Source organism: Accumulibacter sp. (genome assembly GCF_031732815.1).
Classification (GTDB): domain Bacteria; phylum Pseudomonadota; class Gammaproteobacteria; order Burkholderiales; family Rhodocyclaceae; genus Accumulibacter.
Genome location: NZ_JAVMKF010000120.1, coordinates 1 through 19464, shown reverse-complemented (window position 1 = coordinate 19464; position 19464 = coordinate 1). Strand labels below are relative to the sequence as shown.

Here is a 19464-nt window from a genome sequence, read left to right as displayed (position 1 = left end):
CCGCTGGCGCCGAGGTTTCCCCGTCCGACGCCCGGTATTGACGCGAGCTTGGAAGACGCTGGTGGCAGCCGCCACAGCAGCTTGCTGTCCTGTCCCCGCCCGCCAATCGCCGTTCAGGCGAACAACTGGCCGTGCTCGCGTGAACTGTGAAATCCGACACGCGGCCACTTTTCGCTGGTGACTTCGAGGTTGTAGCGTGTGCTCGCCAGGTATACCGGGTTGCCGTCCACGTCCTTTGCCAGGCGCTGAAACTGTTCACGCTCGAAATTGCGCCGCGTTGTCGCGTCGGGAAAGGTCAGCCAGCGGGCCGTGTAGATGTCCGCCGCTTCGAAGAGCGCATCGACCTTGTACTCCGTCTGCAAGCGGTGCGCGACGACCTCGAACTGCAAGCTGCCAACCGCACCGAGCAGGAGCGCACCGCTGGCGAGGTTCTCGAACACCTGGATGGCACCCTCTTCGCCCAGTTCCTGCAAGCCCTTGAGCAGTTGCTTGCTCTTCAAGGGGTCGCGCAGGCGAGCGACGCGGAAGAGCTCAGGGGAGAAATAGGGTATGCCCTTGAAGGCCAGTGCTTCGCCTTCGCTCAGCGTGTCGCCGATGTGCAGGTTGCCATGGTTGTGGATGCCGATGATATCGCCGGCAACGGCGTCGTCCATCAACTGCCTTTCGTTGGCCATGAAGGTGAGGACGTTGGCCAGCTTCATCTCGCGCTCGAGGCGCAGGTGTTTCACCTTCATGCCCGGTGCGTAGCGGCCGGAGCAGACGCGCAGGAAAGCGATGCGGTCGCGGTGCTTGGGGTCCATGTTGGCCTGGATCTTGAACACGAAGCCGCTGAAACTGCTCTCCGCCGGGTGAACCCTGCGGCTCCCGCCGTCGCGCTCCTGTGGCGGTGGCGCCCAGTCGAGCAAGGCCTGCAGAATTTCCTGCACACCGAAGTTGTTGATCGCCGATCCGAAAAAAACAGGCGACTGGTGCCCGGCCAGGAAACTCACCAGGTCGAAGGGGCTGCTGGCGCTCTGGATCAGCTCGACATCCTCACGCAGTTGCCCGATTTCTCCGGGAAAGCGATTGTCGAGAAGCGGGTTGGCCAAGCCTTCGAGCCAAGCGGAGTCGCTGCGTTTCTCTTCGCCGGGAGCGAAGTGCAGGAGTCGGTCGTCGAGCAGGTGATAGACGCCGCCGAAGGTCTTGCCCATGCCCACCGGCCAGGTAATCGGCGCGCATTCGATCGCCAGTACGCGCTCGATTTCCTCCAGCAGGTCGAAGGGCTCGCGTACTTCCCGATCAAGCTTGTTGACGAAGGTAATGATCGGCGTGTTGCGCATACGGCACACGTCGAGCAGCTTGATCGTCTGTGCCTCGACGCCCTTGGCCGCGTCGATCACCATGACTGCGGCATCGACCGCGGTCAGCACGCGGTAGGTGTCTTCGGAAAAGTCCTCGTGGCCGGGTGTATCGAGCAAGTTGATGGTATGCCCGTGATACTCGAACTGCATGACCGAACTGGTGACCGAGATGCCGCGCTGCTTTTCCACTTCCATCCAGTCCGAGGTCGCGTGGCGGGCGCTCTTGCGCCCCTTCACGGTGCCCGCCAACTGAATCGCTCCGCCGAAAAGCAGCAACTTTTCGGTGAGTGTCGTCTTGCCGGCGTCGGGGTGTGAAATGATGGCAAACGTCCGTCGCCGGGCGACATCGCGTTGCAGGTCTGCAGCTTGGACGGCGCTTTCGCCGTCAACCGCCAAAGGCGTGCTCATGGTTTCCCGATCATCTCATGCAACAACAAGGTGCGCCGGCTGCTGCAGGCGGCGGGCGAGGCGTTTCAGCCCGAGCACCGGCAGCGCAGCCTGCAGGCGCTCGGGTTGCGCGGTGGCGGCGAGCGTCAGCCTGCCGCTGCCGCTGTTCGCCGCGTCAGCCAGGCGAATGCACTGGCGGGCGACGGCATCCGCCACGTCGACCAGCGTCGCCTTGCCGTCGACGATAGGCTCCAACGTCGGACGCAGGAAGGCGTAGTGCGTGCAGCCGAGGACGATCTGATCGACGCCGAAGTTGAGCAGTGGGTCGAGATGAGCGCGTGCTTCTTCGACGAAGTCGCCGTCGGTCAGGCGCAGCGCCTCGACGCGCGTTGCCCAGCCTGGGCAAGCCGCGACCCGAACCTCGACACTGCCTGCGTAGCGCTCGATGAGCTGTGCCAGTCTCTGGCTGCGAGCGGTAGAATCCGTCGCCAGAACGGCGATCCGCCGGCTGCGCGAGGCGGCAGCCGCCGGCTTGACCCCGGGCTCCACGCCGACCACACGCAGCGCCGGGTAGGTCTCGCGAAACGCCGACACCGCGGCTGCGGTCGCCGTATTGCAGGCGACGACGACGACCCGGCAACCCTGGTCAACCAGGTGTGTGCCGATGCGTAGCACACGCTGGCGAATGTATGCGTCGTCCTTGTCGCCATAGGGTACGTGTGCCGTATCGGCCAGGTAGACCAGGTCGGCGCGCGGCAATCCGTCGGCAATCGCGGCGAGCACCGACAAGCCGCCAAGACCACTATCGAAAACCCCGATCATTCGGCGACCCGGAAATTCGCTTCAACAGAAAAAGAGCAAGCCGGCGTGCGCCCGGCTTGCCAGTCTACCGGACCAGACGCTCAACCGGCGGTGACCGGAATCTTGCCGATGCGGGCTTGCCACTCGCGTGGCCCGGTGTCGTGCACCGATGTGCCGTTTGAATCGACCGCGACGGTGACCGGCATGTCTCGCACTTCAAATTCGTAGATGGCCTCCATGCCGAGGTCGGCAAAACCGGCGACGCGCGCTGCCCGGATGGCCTTCGCGACGAGATAGGCTGCGCCGCCGACCGCCATCAGATAAGCCGATTTGTGTTTGCGAATCGCTTCGATCGCCGTCGGCCCGCGCTCGGCCTTGCCGACCATCGAAATCAATCCCGTCTGCGCCAGCATCATCTCGGTAAACTTGTCCATCCTGGTCGCCGTTGTCGGTCCGGCCGGACCGACAACTTCATCGCGGACCGGATCGACCGGGCCGACGTAGTAGATCACCCGGTTGGTGAAATCGACCGGCAGTTTCTCGCCCTTGGCCAGCATGTCCTGTATGCGCTTGTGCGCCGCATCGCGCCCGGTCAGCATCTTCCCGTTGAGCAGCAGTGTTTGCCCCGGCTTCCAGGCGGCGACCTCGGCCGGGGTCAACGTATCGAGATTGACCCGTGCCGAAGCTTCAGTGTCCGGCGTCCAGTTGACCTTGGGCCACTCGTCGAGGTCGGGTGGCGTCAGGTGTGCCGGGCCACTGCCATCGAGGTGGAAATGCGCGTGTCGAGTTGCCGCGCAGTTCGGGATCATGGCGACCGGCAGGCTGGCCGCGTGCGTCGGGTAGTCGAGGATCTTGACGTCGAGAACCGTCGTCAGTCCGCCGAGCCCCTGCGCGCCGATGCCAAGTGCATTGACCTTGTCGTACAGCTCAAGCCGTAGTTCCTCGACGCGGTTGCTCGCGCCGCGCGCGATCAGCTCATGGATGTCCACCGGTGCCATCAGCGCTTCCTTTGCCAACAGCATGGCCTTTTCCGGTGTGCCACCAATGCCGATGCCGAGGATTCCCGGCGGGCACCACCCGGCGCCCATCGTCGGCACGGTCTTCAGCACCCAGTCCACGATCGAGTCGGACGGATTGAGCGCGTAGAACTTGGTCTTGTTTTCTGAACCACCACCTTTGGCCGCGCAGATGACCTCGACATGGTGGCCGGGGACGATTTCGCAATGCACGACGGCCGGCGTGTTGTCCTTCGAGTTCCTGCGCGCCCCGGCTGGGTCGAGCAGGACAGAAGCGCGCAGTTTGTTGTCCGGATCGTTGTAGGCTCGCCGGACGCCTTCGTTGCACATTTCCTGCACGGAAAGGGTAGCGTCCCAGTGCACCTGCATGCCAACCTTGAGGAAGATGACGGCGATGCCGGTATCCTGGCAGATTGGCCGGCGGCCTTCGGCGCACATCCGGCTGTTGCTCAGAATCTGCGCGATGGCGTCTCTGGCGGCCGGGCTTTGCTCGCGTTCGTAGGCGGCGCCCAGCGCCTTGATGTAGTCGAGCGGATGGTAGTAGCTGATGTACTGAAACGCATCGGCGATGCTCTGGATAAAATCTTCCTGCTTGATAGTCGTCATTTCAGGCGATCTCCGGTTGGTTTGGCGGGGCGATTCCCGCTGCGGTGTTCGTGTCAGTGCTGACCGGCGTGGTGGGGCTTGCTCATCGCCAGGGTTTGCGTCATCACCCGGTCGACCCAGACCATGGCCAGGGCAGAGCACAGGAAAAGGGCATGGATGATGACTTGCCACTTGATCGTATGCTCGTTGAGGTTGCCGGCGTTGATGAACGTTTTCAGCAGGTGGATCGACGAAATACCGATGATTGCGGTCGACAGCTTGATCTTGAGCACGCCGGCGTTGACGTGCGAGAGCCACTCGGGCTGGTCTGGGTGACCTTCCAGGTCAAGGCGCGAGACGAAGGTCTCGTAACCGCCGATGATGACCATGATGAGCAGATTGGCGATCATCACGACATCGATCAGGCCAAGGACGACGAGCATCACCTCGGTTTCGTTGATCCGCGTGCTGCTGAAGAACAGGTTGTGAATCAGATGCGAGAGCTCAACCATGAACAGATAGACATACACGCCCTGGGCGATGATCAGGCCAAGATAGAGCGGTGCCTGCAGCCAGCGACTCCAGAAGATGAACATCTCGAGCCGGTCCACGGTGGGTTTCAGAGAGGCCATTTGCAGTTTTTCGATGGTTTCGGGACGCTGGATTCTAGCACCAAAAAGGGCCTTTCTCCTGACGCCCTTCGGCCTCCCGTAAGTGGTGTGTAAGAATGCGGGGGTTTAATCGGTTGGCATTGGCGCGGCCGAGCAGGCGGCGGCCGGCGTTTGTTCGCTCGCCGTCTCAGGCCGGGGCGCACAATACAACTCGAGTGGATTCGGTTCTTTCCGCTTGCTGACCTGACTTTTTCACTCCTCCAACACAATATTCTGCATGGGAGATGCGACATGTCACTGAACGAGGCCGTAAAATTCTTTGAGCCGTCCGCCGAGTTCGTCAAACAGGCGACGATATCGGGCATGGAGGCGTACAAGGCGCTGTGCGCCGAGGCCGCCAGGGATTACGAAGGCTACTGGGCTCGTCTGGCCCGTGAACACGTCTCGTGGAAGCAGCCGTTCACCCAGGTGCTCGACGAATCCAATTCTCCCTTCTTCAAATGGTTTGCCGACGGCACGCTCAACGTCTCGTACAACTGTCTCGACCGTAATGTCGAAGCGGGTCTGGGCGACAAGGTGGCGATCATCTTCGAAACCGACGACGGCGAGGTCAAACGGGTCACCTACTCGCAGTTGCTGTCGCAGGTCAGCCAATTTGCCAACGGCCTGCGCGCGCTCGGCATCAAGAAGGGCGATCGCGTCATCATCTATATCTCGATGGGAATCGAGGGGATCGTCGCCATGCAGGCTTGCGCCCGCATCGGCGCCATCCACTCGGTGGTCTTCGGCGGTTTCTCGGCGCAATCGGTGCGCGACCGGATCAACGATGCCGGCGCAGTGGCGGTGATCACCTGCGACGAGCAGTGTCGCGGCGGCAAGAAGATTCCGCTCAAGCCGGCGGTTGACGAAGGTATCGCGCTGGGCGGTTGCGAGTCGGTCAGGAATGTCGTCGTCTTTCAGCGCACGGGCGGCGCGTGCACGATGGTGGCCGGACGCGATGTCTGGTGGCACGACGTGATCGCCGGACAATCGGACGTCTGCGAGCCGGAATGGGTGGGCGCCGAGCATCCCCTCTTCCTGTTGTATACCTCGGGCTCGACCGGCAAGCCCAAGGGCGTTCAGCACTCGACCGGCGGTTATCTGCTGCACGCCATCCTGACGATGAAGTGGACCTTCGATCTGAAGCCGCACGACCTCTTCTGGTGCACAGCCGATATCGGCTGGGTAACGGGCCATACCTACATCGCCTATGGGCCTTTGGCCTGTGGCGGGACCGAAATGGTTTTCGAAGGCATCCCGACCTACCCCGATGCCGGACGTTTCTGGAAAATGATCCAGGAGCACAAGATCAGCATTTTCTACACCGCGCCGACGGCAATCCGCTCGCTGGTCAAGGCGGCCGATACTACGCCGGCCGTTGCGCCGACGCAGTACGATCTTTCGTCGCTCCGTCTGCTTGGAACGGTCGGCGAGCCGTTCAATCCGGCGGCTTGGCAGTGGTACTACGACAAGGTCGGCGGCGGTCGTTGCCCGATCGTCGATACTTTCTGGCAGACCGAGACGGGCGGTCACATGATTACCCCGCTGCCGGGGGTGACGCCGCTGGTTCCGGGATCCTGCACTCTGCCCTTCCCGGGAATTCAGGCGGCCGTCGTCGACGAAACAGGCACCGAGCTCGACTGGGGCAAGGGTGGTCTGCTGGTCGTCAAGCGTCCGTGGCCGGCGATGATCCGCAACATCTGGGGCGACCCCGAGCGCTTCCGCAAGTCTTACTATCCGGATGACTTCGCCGGCAAGCTGTATCTTGCCGGCGACGGCTCGGTGCGTGACGTGAATACCGGTTACTTCACGATTACCGGTCGTATCGACGACGTGCTGAACGTTTCCGGCCACCGCATGGGTACGATGGAGATCGAGTCGGCGCTCGTTTCGCATCCGATGGTTGCCGAGGCCGCAGTGGTTGGCCGTCCCGACGACCTGACCGGCGAGGCGATCTGTGCTTTCGTCGTGCTCAAGGGCGCTCGGCCAACCGGCGAAGCGGCCAAGAACATGATCAAGGAACTGCAGGATCACGTCGGTCGCGAGATCGGGCCGATTGCCAAGCCGAAGGATCTTCGTTTCGGCGAGAACCTGCCGAAGACGCGTTCGGGCAAGATCATGCGCCGTCTGCTGCGCTCGCTGGCCAAGGGCGAAACGGTTGCGCAGGATGTGTCGACGCTGGAGAACCCGGCCATTCTCGAGCAATTGAAGGGATAGGCTGACCATAGGCGAGGGCGCTGGGCGCGGCGAGTGCCCAGCCCCAAGCATCGCTGGCGTGTGGTGCGTGCGCCGGTGACGCCCGCCATGGCGCGCGCATCGGCCACCCGGCAAGTCACTGCCGGTGCAGTAAGCGTCTGGGCAAACAGCAACACGTTTCCGGAACGGTGTCGGGGGCGCTGCCGGTCGGCCGGCAAAACCAGGGAGCAGGAATGGTCAACAGTGCGACTGAGATGTTGATTTCGGCGTGCATCCGCTTCCTGCAAGCCTACCCGCCTTTCGACCGGATGGAAGTCGAGTCTCTGCGCTTCGTCGCCGAGCACGTCAAACTGGCGCACTACCCGAAGGGCGCCCAGATCCTGGGCAGCGAAATGGGCGTCGCGCGCAGCTTGTACATCGTGCAATGTGGCCGGGTACAGGTGAAGGCGGCCAGTCCCCTTGCCAACGTCGAGTATTCGTCGGTCACCCTTGGGCCGGGCCAGGCTTTTGCCATCGGCGCCCTGATGGCCCAGCGTCCGTCGGCCAATGCCTACGTGGCGCGCGAAGAAGTTTTCTGCTACGAACTGCCGTCCGACGATTTTTTCACGTTGACGCAGAAAAGCACGGCGTTCAATCTCTTCTGCACGCAGCACATCGCTGGCCTGCTCAACCAGTCGCGCCAGCAGCTGCAGCTTCAGTTTGCTCAACGCGCATCCGAACAGAGGACGATGAACTCGCCGCTGAGCGCGATCGTCAAGCGCGAAGCCGTCGCCGTCGGACCGCAGGCAACGATTCGTCAGGTTGTCGAGACGATGGCTGGGCAGCATCTCGGCTCGATGGTCGTGGTAGACGAAGCGCGTCGCCCGATGGGCATTTTCACGCTGTCGGACGTACTCAAGCGTATCGTTTTGCCAGGCGTTCCGCTTGACGAGCCGATTTCCTCGGTGATGTCAGGGTCGCCGCAGACGCTGCCGTTGGCGGCCAACGCCCACGATGCGGCGCTCGTCATGGCGATGCACGGGGTTCGCCATGTGCTTGCCGTCGACGAAGGCGGCAGCTTGCAGGGGGTGATTTCCGAACGCGATCTGTTCAAACTGCAAGGTGCCGGCCTGCGCCAGACCCGGCACGCGATCGATGCGGCAACCAGCGTCGAGGTTCTCCAGCATGCACGTGCGGACGTGCGCCAATTGGCGTTGGCGATGTTGACCGAGGGGGTAGGGGCGCAGGAAATCACGCAGTTCGTCTCGACGCTGAACGATACGGTAACGCGGCGCATCATCAGCCTCAATCTGGAGCGTCACGACTTCTACGGCATTGACTGGGCGTGGCTTTCCTTCGGTTCAGAGGGACGCGACGAGCAGACCTTCAGCACCGATCAGGACAACGGTATCGTCTTCGTGTGTACCGACATCATGGACCGCGAGCAGACGCAACTGCGCTTCATCGAGTTCGCGCGCGACGTCAACGAGGATCTCGACAAGTGTGGCTTCCCGCTATGCAAGGGCAACATCATGGCGAGCAATCCGGACCTCTGTCTGACGCTCGACGAGTGGGAGGAAAGGTTTTCCCAGTGGATACATACTCCAGAGCCACAGGCGCTACTCAATGCCACGATTTTTTTCGATTTCCGGCCGCTCTACGGTCGCTTCCATCTGGCTCATCGCCTGCGCCTGTCGCTGCTTCGCCAGACGCGAGGGAATCCGCTCTTCCTGCGCATGCTGGCGCAGAACGCACTCAGCGTCTCGCCGCCGCTCGGGCGCATTCGCGACTTCATCACCGACGCCGATGCCGACCATCCCGGCTGCATCGATCTCAAGAAGTTTGGCGTTCGCCTGTTTACCGATGCTGCGCGCGTCTTCGCCCTGGCCCGTCAGGTCGAGGCGACCAACACCGTGCACCGTTTGAAGCGAGCCGGCGCCTTGATGAACATCCCGGCCGAAGATGTGGCGGCAAGCGTCGAGGGTTTCAACTTTCTACAACTGCTGCGTCTGCGCCATCAGCATTTCGAACAGGAGCACGGACGGGCGGGCGACAATTTCGTCAGCCCGGATGATTTGAACGAAATTGAACGCCGAATCCTGAAGGAAGCGTTCCGCCAAGCGCGCAAGCTGCAGGCTCGCCTGAAAATCGATTACCAACTCTGATCCGCATGCCCTGGTACTCCCGCTTTCTCCCCTCTCCGGACTTGCGCCAGCCTGCCCTGAGCGCCGAACAACAGCAGGCGATTGCTGCCTGGGAGAAGTTGCCAGCCGCCGACTACCGACGTTCGCACTATCGCTCGCGCTACGTCGTCATCGATGTCGAAGCGCTGGGTGCGGATAGCGACTGCCTGCAGACGCTGGGCGGCGTCGCTGTCGTCGACGGACTGATCGATTTTGCTGATGCCGCGTACCTCGATCTGTCGATGGCGGCGCCCGCGTCTCAGGCGGATGGAACGTCTGAGGCGGCGCTTGCGCCGGCTCAGACGCGAGTGATCGATGAACTGATTTCGTTTCTCGGTTTCACGGCCAAGGCCCCACTTGTTGCCTATCATGCAGCCTTTACCGCGCGGCTGGTCGAGCAGACGCTGAGCACAGTTCTCGGCATTGCTTGGCGCCAGCCCTGGATCGATCTTGACTGGGTGATGTCGGATCTTTTCCGTGAGGTAGAGACGCACAGTCGTCTGGACGACTGGTTGGCGCATTTTGCGATTGACAGCATTCAGCGGCACCATCCCGTGTCGGACGCCTGCGCCACCGCCAAGCTGCTACAAATCACGATCGCACGTGCGGCACATAAGGGGTTCGACACGCCGGCTGCTTTGCTCGAGATCGAGAAAGCGCGCCGCCACATGCACCAAAGCGTCTAGCGTCGACTGCCAATGGCTGAGTATACGACCCCGCTGCGACGTTACTACGCTTTCTACACCGCCGGCTTCTTCGTCTTCATTCTCGTTCTTGCCATTCTGGAGCGCTACGGCATGCCGCCGCGCTGGGTCGGCTACTCGTTCCTCTTCCTGACCATCTTTCTCTACGCGACGATTGGTGTTCTGGCGCGCACCGCCAGCGTGTCCGAGTACTACGTTGCCGGACGACGGGTACCGGCGATCTTCAACGGCATGGCGACCGGCGCCGACTGGATGAGTTCGGCTTCGTTCATGGGTCTCGCTGGAACGCTCTACCTTTCCGGTTATCAGGGCCTGGCCTACGTCATGGGGTGGACCGGGGGTTACGTCCTGGTCGCGCTACTGTTGGCCCCTTATCTGCGACGATTTGGCCAATTCACCATTCCCGACTTTCTTGCCGCGCGCTACGGCGGAACACCAGCGCGACTGGTCGGCGTCTTCGCCACCGTTCTCGCCTCGTTCATCTATGTCGTTGCCCAGATCTACGGCGTCGGCCTGATCACCAGCCGCTTTGTTGGCCTGCAGTTTGAAATTGGCGTCTTCGTCGGACTCGCCGGCATTCTCGTCTGTTCGTTTCTCGGCGGGATGCGGGCGGTCACCTGGACGCAGGTCGCCCAGTACGCCATCCTGATCGTCGCCTACCTGGTTCCGGTGACCATCCTTTCCTACCAGGTGACCGGCATCCCTGTGCCGCAACTCACCTATGGACAGGTGCTCCAGAAGGTTCAACTGCTTGAGGAAAAGATCTTCGCCGACCCAGCGGAGACCGACGCCCGCCAGCACTTTCGTCAGCGCGCCGACGCCTATTACCAACGAATCCTGACGCTGCCGGAGTCTCTCGCCGAGGAACGGCAGAGCATCGCCGAGCGGATCGACGCGCTGAAGAGCAGCAACGCCCAGATGCGCGATGTCGCCGCGCTCGAGCGTCAGCGGCGCGAGCTTCCGGCCACCAGCGAAGACGCTCGCAAGTACTGGGAAGAACTGATGCGCGAATCCGGGCAGCGCGCCAGTACGCCCGAGCATCATGTCACGCCCTATCCCGGGTCCGGGGGACAGGCCAACGATACGGCGCGCGTCAACTTTCTCAGCCTCGTTTTTTGCCTGATGGTGGGCACCGCGGCGCTGCCACATGTGCTCATGCGCTACTACACGACTCCCAGTGTGCGGGAAGCGCGCAACTCCGTTTTCTGGTCTCTGTTCTTCATCCTCGTCCTCTATCTGACCGCTCCGGCTTACGCCGCTTTCGCCAAGTACGAGGTCTACACCACGCTCGTTGGCTCGTCGATTGCACAACTGCCCGTGTGGGTCAGTGCCTGGGGCAAGATCGGCCTGGTCTCGATCGAAGACGTCAATGGCGACGGCCTTCTTCAACTCGCCGAACTGGCGCTCAACCCTGATGTGATCCTGCTCGCCACACCGGAAATCGCTGGTCTGCCCTACGTCATTTCGGGATTGGTTGCCGCTGGTGCGCTGGCGGCTGCGCTGTCGACCGCCGACGGTCTGCTGCTGACCATCGCCAGCGCGCTGTCGCACGATGTGTACTACAAGGTCTTCCGGCCGACGGCCTCGACCCAATGGCGCCTGGTCGTTTCCAAGTCACTCCAGCTGGTCGTTGCCGTATTGGCCGCGACGGTTGCCTCGCAGAAGCCGGCAACGATCCTGTTCATGGTTGCCTGGGCCTTCTCTCTCGCCGGCGCTGCGCTCTTTCCAGCGCTGATTCTTGGTGTCTTCTGGAAGCGAGCGAATAGGGTGGGGGCGATCAGCGGCATGCTGGTGGGTCTGCTCGTCACCATCTACTACATGGTGCGTGTCCAGTTCGACAACATTCCATGGTTAGGTATTCAGGGAATAGGCATGGAGCCCTGGCTGGGAATACAATCGACCGCGGCCGGGGTTTGGGGGGTAGCTGCCGGCTTTCTGACGATCATTGTCGTCAGCCTCATCGGCAGTCCGCCCAGCCGGGAAACCCAGGAGTTTGTCGAGAGCGTACGCCACCCGGAAGGCGACACCTGATGCCTGCGCATGGCAGCACGGTGGCGTTGTGGCCTCCGCGCGAGCAAGGCGAGTGGGAGCGTTCGGCATGAGCAGCAAGCCAGGGCGCGAAAGCTATTGGCGACGCAATCTGCAGATGACGGCGATCCTCCTCCTGATCTGGTTTCTCGTCACTTTCGTCGTCAGCTTCTACGCGCGCGAACTCGCCGGCATTGTCATCCTGGGATTTCCCCTGGGCTTCTACATGGGGGCGCAGGGCGCTCCGATCGTCTATGTCCTGATCATCTGGTGGTACGCGCGCTACATGAACAAGCTGGACAGCGAGTATGGCGTACGGGAGACGGACGCCGAACCCTGAAAGCGGCGGCCGCCTTGTGCTTGTGGTGTTTCGGCTGGCGAGCTCGGCCCAAAGAAGGAAGATTGGATCGATCGAGCGCGAGTCCGCGCGCCCAGAACGCCGCACGTCGGCCGTTGCGCGAGCAGCGTTGGTCCGGTCGGAGTTCTCCGGGCAATCTTTGCAGCGCGCGCGGATTGAGCACAGGCGGTGGAAGGCGGCATAATTGGCGCCTGAAAGGCGTAAACGGCAAGCAGCTCAGGGAGCGAACGGACGACGTATGGGATCTGGCTCGTCAGGCGGGGTGACCGCCAACCAGCCGGTGCAGGAAATGGCAGCGGCGCGCGGCGACGTGCCGAGGGTCGGCTCGACCCAGCCGGATCAACGCGCCGTCGTCGGCAATCCGGCGTGCGGCAGCGCTTCCGGCCTGCCGTACAGCCCGACCTCAGTCGCCGGTCCGAGCAGTTCGCAACGCATTGCGGCGCGCGGCGGGCGGGTAACGCGCACCCGGACCGCCGTTCTCGACATGCTGCGCAGCGCCAGCCAGCCGCTGGCGCACGATGAGGTTGGTGCTGCGCTTGCCGCTGCGGGTATTGCGCACGACCGGGTGACGTTGTACCGCACGCTGGACTGGTTGGTGACCCATGGCTTGGCGCATCGCGTGGCTGGCAGTGACCGCATCTGGCGCTTCAACGCGGCCGTCGAAGAAGGCCGGAGCCACGCACATTTTCAGTGTGCGCGCTGCGGAGCGGTCTATTGCCTGGAAAACGCCTCGCCGACGCTGGCCGCGGCGCTGCCCGCCGGCTTCCACTTCCAGCGAGCCGAACTCACTGTCTACGGCTTCTGTCCGAAGTGTTGACCGGAAGGCAAGCGGACTGGTGGTGACGGGAGCTTTCGCCAAGGGCAGGCGGCTTGGCGGCCGCGCCAGCAGCCGCAGGATTTCGCCGGGAAAGCGGGCCTTGGCGGGCTTGCACCGCATGAACGCGCCTGGAAGGCATCATTGCCAGAAACGGCAGAGCCCAACTGACACTTGCCGGCGTCGCTGGTTTCAGGCTGAATGCCGCCGATTGGTCAGGCCCGCTCAGCGTGTGCCCGGGTTTTCGCCGCCATTGGCTGCACCGGGAGGCTCGGAGGCGCTGCGTCCGCCGATGAAACCCGACGGCGATCCCTCCATCAATTCGCGCGCCTTCTTCTTCAGTCCCTCACGGTCGAACTGTAGCTGCGCCGGCGCAAGCGGCGGGCAGAGCTCGGCCAGGTCGACGGCGGCCATGGCGCTCTCTGCCGGTACGTTATCGGCATCGACGCGCTTCAGACCCAGCTTGTCGAGCAGCCGGCCCATCCCTGCGTACGACCGCAGGTAAGCCAGCGACAGATCGACATCGGCATTGACCTGTGTGCGCCGCGCGTCGAAGTACTCGTTTTGCGTGTTGAGCAGATCGAGCAGCGTGCGCTGACCGATGTTGAACTGATCGCGGTAGGCATTGCGCGTCTTCTCGACCAGCTCGACCTGCAGCGTGATGTACGACAGCTGCTCGCGCAGACGGATGGTGTCATGATAGGCAATCGACAAGGTCTGGCGTAGATCACGACAGATCTTTTCGCGCTGGTCGAGTGCCGTGTTCTTGCGTTCGCGGTACTGGCGGTCACGCGCGAGGTCAGATCCGCCGTTGAACAGGTTGTAGCGCAAGCGCAGTTCGACGACCGTATTGTCACGCGAACCCTCGACGCCAAGGTAGTTCCGTGTGTTCTCGCTGCGTGCCAGCAGATCGACGCGCGGCATGAACGCGGCCCGCCGGGCGTTCAGGTCGTACTGCGCGGCCTCGGTGTTTTCGACGCTTGCCCGCAAGGCAGGGCTGTGCTTCAGCGCTGACTGCAGGGCCAGGTCTACTCTGTCGGGCAGCGTCGCCGAAAGATCTGCCGGGACAGGCAGCGCTTTCGCCGGATAATCGCCAACAATTCGCAAGTAGCGCGCCGTCACGTCATGCAGGTTGGCAAGCGCCGTCGTCAGGTTGACATCGGCCAGCGCCAGGCGGCTTGCTGCCTGGTCGACATCAACCCGCTTGCCGACACCCGATGCGGCGCGCCGCTGAAGCTGTTCGAGGGCAGCCTGGTGCTGAATGTAGTTCTCTTCAGCCAGCTCCACCTGGCGACGATAGCGTACGACATCGAGGTAGGCGCGAGCAGCCTCAAGCGCGATGTTCTCGGACGAATCGAGCAGCTCGAAGTAGCGCACCAGCTTGGCTTTGCCCAGCCTCTTCACTTCGTTCGATGTCGCAAAGCCGTCAAACAGCATCTGCCGCAGGCTGAGCGAGACATCGCGGCGCGTGTAGCTCGAGTCGCCTCCGGTGCTTGCCGGCTTCAGACGTTCACGGCCGGCACCGGCGGACAGATCGACCTCGGGAAAAAAGCCACCGCGCGCCACGCCAATCTCTTCGTCTGCTTCACGGAAAGCATGCCAGCGCGCCAGTACTTCGGGATTCCGCAAGACCGCCGCCTGGGCGGCCTCCGGCAAGGAAGCGGGTTCGCTTGCCAGACAGATGGGGAGCAGGACGACACTGCTGGCCACCATTGCAGCGCCCAAGCGAACCGAAAATCTCTGTTGAATGATGCCCATGCTTCGACACTCCGGCCCCGATAGCTATTCCGTCGCATTATACTCATGACTGAGTGATATTTACAGAAAAGGCCTGGACTTGCCTCAGCTCTTCGACAAGTCTCGCCGGTCTCAGCCGACATGTCGCTGAAGACCAGGCTGATTGGCGCTTCGGCGCTCCGCTGGTGCGGCAGCGCGTTAGCGCTGCCGGTTCTGCTCGTGACCTGGTACGTCGTTGCCCAGCCGAGCTTGAGCGCACTGCAGGCGCAACTGGTCGAACGCTTTGGCGCAGCGAGAAGCGGCTTGCTGCACGACTGGGGTCGGATGCTGGCGCAGGCGAGGAACGCTGGCGAGGAAAAGAAGCTCGTTCTGGTGAACGATTTCTTCAACAAGCACATCGTTTTTGACGAAGACATCAGCACTTGGCAGCAGGCCGATTACTGGGCAACACCGCTCGAAACGATCGGCCAGGGCAGGGGCGACTGCGAGGATTTTGCCATCGCCAAATACTTCTCGCTGCGCATGTCCGGACTTCCGATCAGCAAGATGCGCCTGGTGTACGTCAAGGCTCAACTGACTGGCAGCGGCGGCGAGCTCACGCAACGTGCGCACATGGTGCTGGCCTACTACAGCAGGCCGCAGGCAGAGCCTCTGGTTCTCGACAACCTGCAGAATACGATTCAGCCGGCGTCGAAGCGCCGCGATCTGCAGCCCGTGTTCAGCTTCAACAGCGAGGCAATCTTTGCCGGCGTTTCCGGGGTAGAACCGCCCAGTGCAGGAAAACTCGGGCGCCTTTCACGCTGGGAGAATCTGCTGCAGCGCGCGCGCGCCGAGGGGTTTGACTAATCGTGTTCGATTGAGGACGATCAACATGTCGATGTATCGCCAATTCTGGCTTGCCATCATGACCAGCATGCTGCTTGCGTTTGTCGGCAGCCTGGCCGCCTCGATGCTCAGCGCGCGAGCTTATCTGGAGGAGCAACTGACGATGAAGAATGCCGACAATGCGTCGGCACTTGCTCTATCGCTCAGCCAGAGCAATCCCGATCGAGTCGCCATCGAGTTGGCCGTATCGGCGCTCTTCGACAGCGGCCACTATGAGCTGATTCGCGTCGTGGATCCGGAAGGGGTTCCCATGGTCGAGAGACGCAGCGGGTCCGTCGATCTGGATGCGCCGGTCTGGTTTGCCGATCTGCTGCCAATTGCGGCGCTGCCCGGGCAGGCGCAGATCAGCAATGGCTGGGCCCAGGTGGGCACACTGACCCTGCTCAGCCACAGTCGCTTCGCCTACGGTGCGCTCTGGAAAAGCGTCTGGCAGATGGTTGGCGCGCTAGCGCTGGCCGGCGTCGTCGGCGGATGCCTGGGATCGATCATCCTGGCACGCTTGAAGGCGCCGCTGCAGGCGGTGATCGAACAGGCGATGGCGATCAGCGATCGGCGCTTCATGATCATCGATGAACCGCGCGTACCCGAGTTGCGTCACCTGGCGGGGGCGATGAACCTGACCGTTGGCCGTCTGAAGAAGATTTTCGAGGAAGAGGCGGCGCGCATCGAGGCATTGCGGCGCGCGGCCAACTTCGATCCCTTGACCGGATTGGCCAATCGCGACCACTTCATGGCGCGTCTGCGCCAGTCGCTTGAGGGCGAAGGCGCGGGCGAGGGCTTTCTGCTGCTCATTCGGCTGGCGGACTTGGCAGAAATCAATCGGCGGCTGGGTCGGGTGAAGACCGACGATTACTTGCGGCGGGTCGCGGAACAACTTGCTGCCTGTGCGAATCACGATCCGCCGGGATTTGCCGGGCGCCTGAACGGAGCTGACTTCGCCGTCCTTCTGTCGCCTGGCAGCGACGGTCGAGCGCGTGCTGCCAGCCTGCTGCAAGCGCTGCAGGACTGTGGTCGACTCGAGGGCGAAGGCGACACGGCCGCCTGGATCGCGCTCGGTCGCTTCGACCACACGAGCGATCTGACCAAGCTGCTAGCGCGCGTCGACGGTGCCCTGGCTGCGGCTGAGGCGAGCCGGCGCAGCGCGATTCGCGAGGTGGCGTCGGAGGACCAGGGGGACGCCGCGCATGGTACCGGGCAGTGGTCGGCAGTCATTACCCGTGCGCTCGCCCAGCAGTGGCTGCGGCTGGTGTCGTTCCCGGTCGTCGATGCGGCCGGCCGGCTGTCGCATTACGAGTGCCCTCTGCGCATGCGTTCCGGCGAAGGCGCTGAGTGGTTGCCGGCAGGTCGCTTCCTGCCGATGGCCGAGCGGCTTCGGCTGACACCCGCGCTGGATCTGGCGGCGCTGCGTCTGGGCTTGAACGAACTTGCGTCGCACCCCGAACTGCCTGGGTTGGCGGTCAACTTGTCGGTGCGCTCGGTGGTCGACGCCGGTTTCAGGCAGCAACTGTACAGCCTGGTGGCAGACTGTCCGAACGAAACGCGCCGCCTGTGGCTGGAGGTCGACGAGACCGGTGCGCTCAGCGAGCTGCCGGCGTTTCGCGAGTTCCGCCTGGCCCTGCTGAAAACCGGCTGCCGCGTTGGCCTGGAGCACTTTGGTCATCGTTTCAGCGAGGTTCGCCTGCTGCACGATTTGGGTCTAGACTATCTGAAGGTCGACGCAAGTTTCGTCCGCGACGTACACCGCAACGCGGGCAACGCGGCGTTTCTCGAAGGACTGGCAAGCGTCGCACACGGCATCGGTCTGCAGGTCATTGCTGAAGGGGTGACCACACGCGAAGAACTTGCCTCGGTGATCGAGCTGGGTTTCGACGGGGCAACCGGGCCGGCGGTCAGCGAAACGTCGTCGGCTGGCGGTTAGCCTGTGAGCCAGGACCAGGGGGCGGCGGGCGCTGCGCCGTCGCGCAGTTTCGCCCCCTGACGCCATTCCGCGCTAGTCGGTAATCAGTTTGCCCTTGCTGAGCAGGTCCTGGATGACTTGCTGATCGGTAGTGAAGCCGCCGATCAGGTTGGCGTTCTGCAGGACAATCGTCTGCGTTTCCTGTCCGGAAGTGTAGCTGCCCCCGACTTGGTGGGTATCGGTCGAAAAACCACCGGACGAGCTGACGTGCACCACCGTGTTGCTGCCGGACTGTTCGAAGTGCAGGAAATTTGTCAGGTTGCCGCTGTTTTCCCCCTGTAGGAGATCACGCAGGTCAAGACGATCGCTTTGCGCCGTCAGATCGAAATCGGTCACAGTATCGCTGGCCGGTGTGCCAGGCGTGCCGCGGTCGGCCAGCGCCCAACGGAACGTGTCAGCGCCAGTGCCCCCGCTCAGTTCATCATTGCCTGATCCGCCGACCAGAACGTCGTTGGCGTTGCCGCCGCTGAGCGTGTCATTTCCGGTTCCGCCGTACACCAGATCGCTGCCATCCCCGCCACTGAGCACGTCGTTGCCGAACAATCCGTTGATGTGATCGTTCGCCGCGCTTCCGGTCAGCGTGTCGCCATCCAGGCTACCCATCGCCGTGCTCGTCGTGCTTGCTACGGTGACGCTGATGTTCTGGGAGACGCTTGCCATGTCGGAGTTGCTGCTCTCCGTTGCCTTGGCTGTCAGGGTCAGATTCACCGTGCCGGAGAAACCACTTGGCGGGAGAAAGGCAAGTCCTGACAACTGGGCTGGCGTCAGGCTCCACGCTCCGCCGCCGAGGTCGGTCCCAGCAGACAGCATTGCCCCGCTGGGAACACCGGAAATTGTGATCGCCAGCGCTTCGGAACCATCGGTGTCGCGTAGCTGGATGTCCGCTGCGATGGCAACCGGTGCGGCATGGCTCGTCCCCCCGGACACGAAATCAATGCCGTTGATACGCAGCGTCGAATCCTTGTCGTTGTCTTTCCCGTTGACCACAACCCAGGCGAAGCTGTAGTTGCCGGCCATGGTCGGAGTAAAGGTATAGGTGCCGTTAGTGTTAGCCGCCGGGCCGGCCTGTTCGGACGACGTGATCAGTATGTTCTGCCTTCCACCGTTCGGGTCGACCACCGACAGGACAACCATATCGTTGTAGCCATCGTTGATTTCGGTCACCTTGTTTTCACCGTTGGTGAATGCCCAATTGAAAGCAACGGCTGTGGCCGGTGTCAGCGAGTAGTTGTACGTCGTCAGCTTGCCGTCGACCGCATTGATCGGACCGGGATCGTTTGCCGTCGTACCGGCCGGCGGATCGAAGGTGCTGAGCAACCCGGAAGGCATTTCGAGCGTGTTCTCCAGGAACACGCGGGCGATGCCGGGCTGGGTGGAAATCGTTGTCGGTCCAGCCTCGAGACTGAATGCAGACGTTGCGAGCAAGACACTGGGTGCGTCGGCGACGGCGTTGACCGTGATGGCGACCGTGTCCTGGTCAGACCGAACTCCACCCGAACCGGTGTTGCCGTTATCGCTGGTCGTCATGGTCAGGGTAGCTGATCCACTGTAGTTTCCGGCCGGTGCATAAACCACGCTGCTGCCCAAGGTCGCGTTGATCTGGGCTGCCGTGCCGGTCAGCGTAACGGTACCCGTGCCGCTGCCAGCGATTGCCGCCGATCCGCCACTCACCGTCAGGGTGCCGTGCGTGACCTGCAAGGTGACGGTCATGCTGCTGGTGCCAGCATCGACGTCGGATATTGACAAGCCGGTGATTGCCTTGTTGGTGTCCTCATTGGTTGTTTGAGCGCCCGGGACCAGGTTCACCGGCGCGTCGTTGACCGGGGCGACGTTGATCGTCGTCG

General features: G+C 62.6%; 14 protein-coding genes. 8 read left to right on the top strand and 6 right to left on the bottom strand.

Annotation, left to right across the window (positions count from 1 at the left end):
- Positions 1 to 113: 113 nt before the first annotated feature.
- The 4 genes from RKP46_RS08750 to RKP46_RS08735 form a co-directional block, all read right to left on the bottom strand.
- Positions 114 to 1748, bottom strand: a complete 1635-nt coding sequence (locus RKP46_RS08750; protein ID WP_311106289.1) for a peptide chain release factor 3 — start codon at positions 1746 to 1748, stop codon at positions 114 to 116.
- Between the two features lie 15 nt (positions 1749 to 1763).
- The gene (gene murI / locus RKP46_RS08745) at positions 1764 to 2549 is read right to left on the bottom strand and encodes a glutamate racemase (protein ID WP_311106288.1); all 786 of its coding nucleotides are present in this window, start codon (positions 2547 to 2549) and stop codon (positions 1764 to 1766) included.
- 80 nt (positions 2550 to 2629) lie between these two features.
- Positions 2630 to 4150 carry a fumarate hydratase gene (locus RKP46_RS08740; RefSeq protein WP_311106287.1) on the bottom strand — a complete coding sequence of 507 codons (1521 nt, stop codon included), beginning with the start codon at positions 4148 to 4150 and terminating at the stop codon, positions 2630 to 2632.
- Positions 4151 to 4203: 53 nt separating this feature from the next.
- A complete protein-coding gene (locus RKP46_RS08735; protein ID WP_311106286.1) occupies positions 4204 to 4761 on the bottom strand; it encodes a TIGR00645 family protein in 558 nt (185 codons plus the stop codon).
- Positions 4762 to 5031: 270 nt separating this feature from the next.
- Here RKP46_RS08735 and acs point away from each other — a divergent pair, with 270 nt between their 5' ends.
- The 6 genes from acs (at position 5032) to RKP46_RS08705 (ending at position 13044) form a co-directional block, all read left to right on the top strand.
- A complete protein-coding gene (acs, locus tag RKP46_RS08730) occupies positions 5032 to 6996 on the top strand; it encodes an acetate--CoA ligase (protein WP_311106285.1) in 1965 nt (654 codons plus the stop codon).
- Positions 6997 to 7208: 212 nt separating this feature from the next.
- Positions 7209 to 9119, top strand: a complete 1911-nt coding sequence (locus tag RKP46_RS08725) for a DUF294 nucleotidyltransferase-like domain-containing protein (RefSeq protein WP_311106284.1) — start codon at positions 7209 to 7211, stop codon at positions 9117 to 9119.
- 5 nt (positions 9120 to 9124) lie between these two features.
- Positions 9125 to 9823, top strand: coding sequence for an exonuclease domain-containing protein (locus RKP46_RS08720; protein ID WP_311106283.1), 699 nt, complete (start codon positions 9125 to 9127; stop codon positions 9821 to 9823).
- A 12-nt stretch (positions 9824 to 9835) separates the two neighbouring features.
- Positions 9836 to 11872, top strand: coding sequence for a sodium:solute symporter family protein (locus RKP46_RS08715; protein ID WP_311106282.1), 2037 nt, complete (start codon positions 9836 to 9838; stop codon positions 11870 to 11872).
- 67 nt (positions 11873 to 11939) lie between these two features.
- Positions 11940 to 12209, top strand: a complete 270-nt coding sequence (locus tag RKP46_RS08710) for a DUF4212 domain-containing protein (RefSeq protein WP_311106281.1) — start codon at positions 11940 to 11942, stop codon at positions 12207 to 12209.
- Positions 12210 to 12465: 256 nt separating this feature from the next.
- On the top strand, positions 12466 to 13044 hold the full coding sequence (locus tag RKP46_RS08705) for a transcriptional repressor (RefSeq protein WP_311106280.1): 579 nt from the start codon (positions 12466 to 12468) through the stop codon (positions 13042 to 13044).
- 222 nt (positions 13045 to 13266) lie between these two features.
- On the opposite strand, the gene RKP46_RS08700 is transcribed toward RKP46_RS08705, so the two are convergent.
- Positions 13267 to 14799, bottom strand: coding sequence for a TolC family outer membrane protein (locus RKP46_RS08700; RefSeq protein WP_311106279.1), 1533 nt, complete (start codon positions 14797 to 14799; stop codon positions 13267 to 13269).
- 120 nt (positions 14800 to 14919) lie between these two features.
- On the opposite strand from RKP46_RS08700, the gene RKP46_RS08695 reads away from it, so the two are divergent.
- Positions 14920 to 15624 carry a transglutaminase-like cysteine peptidase gene (locus RKP46_RS08695; RefSeq protein ID WP_311106278.1) on the top strand — a complete coding sequence of 235 codons (705 nt, stop codon included), beginning with the start codon at positions 14920 to 14922 and terminating at the stop codon, positions 15622 to 15624.
- A gap of 25 nt (positions 15625 to 15649) precedes the next feature.
- Positions 15650 to 17581 carry an EAL domain-containing protein gene (locus RKP46_RS08690; protein WP_311106277.1) on the top strand — a complete coding sequence of 644 codons (1932 nt, stop codon included), beginning with the start codon at positions 15650 to 15652 and terminating at the stop codon, positions 17579 to 17581.
- A 72-nt stretch (positions 17582 to 17653) separates the two neighbouring features.
- Here RKP46_RS08690 and RKP46_RS08685 read toward each other — a convergent pair.
- On the bottom strand, positions 17654 to 19464 hold a 1811-nt coding region (locus RKP46_RS08685), incomplete at its 5' end, for a type I secretion C-terminal target domain-containing protein (protein WP_311106276.1).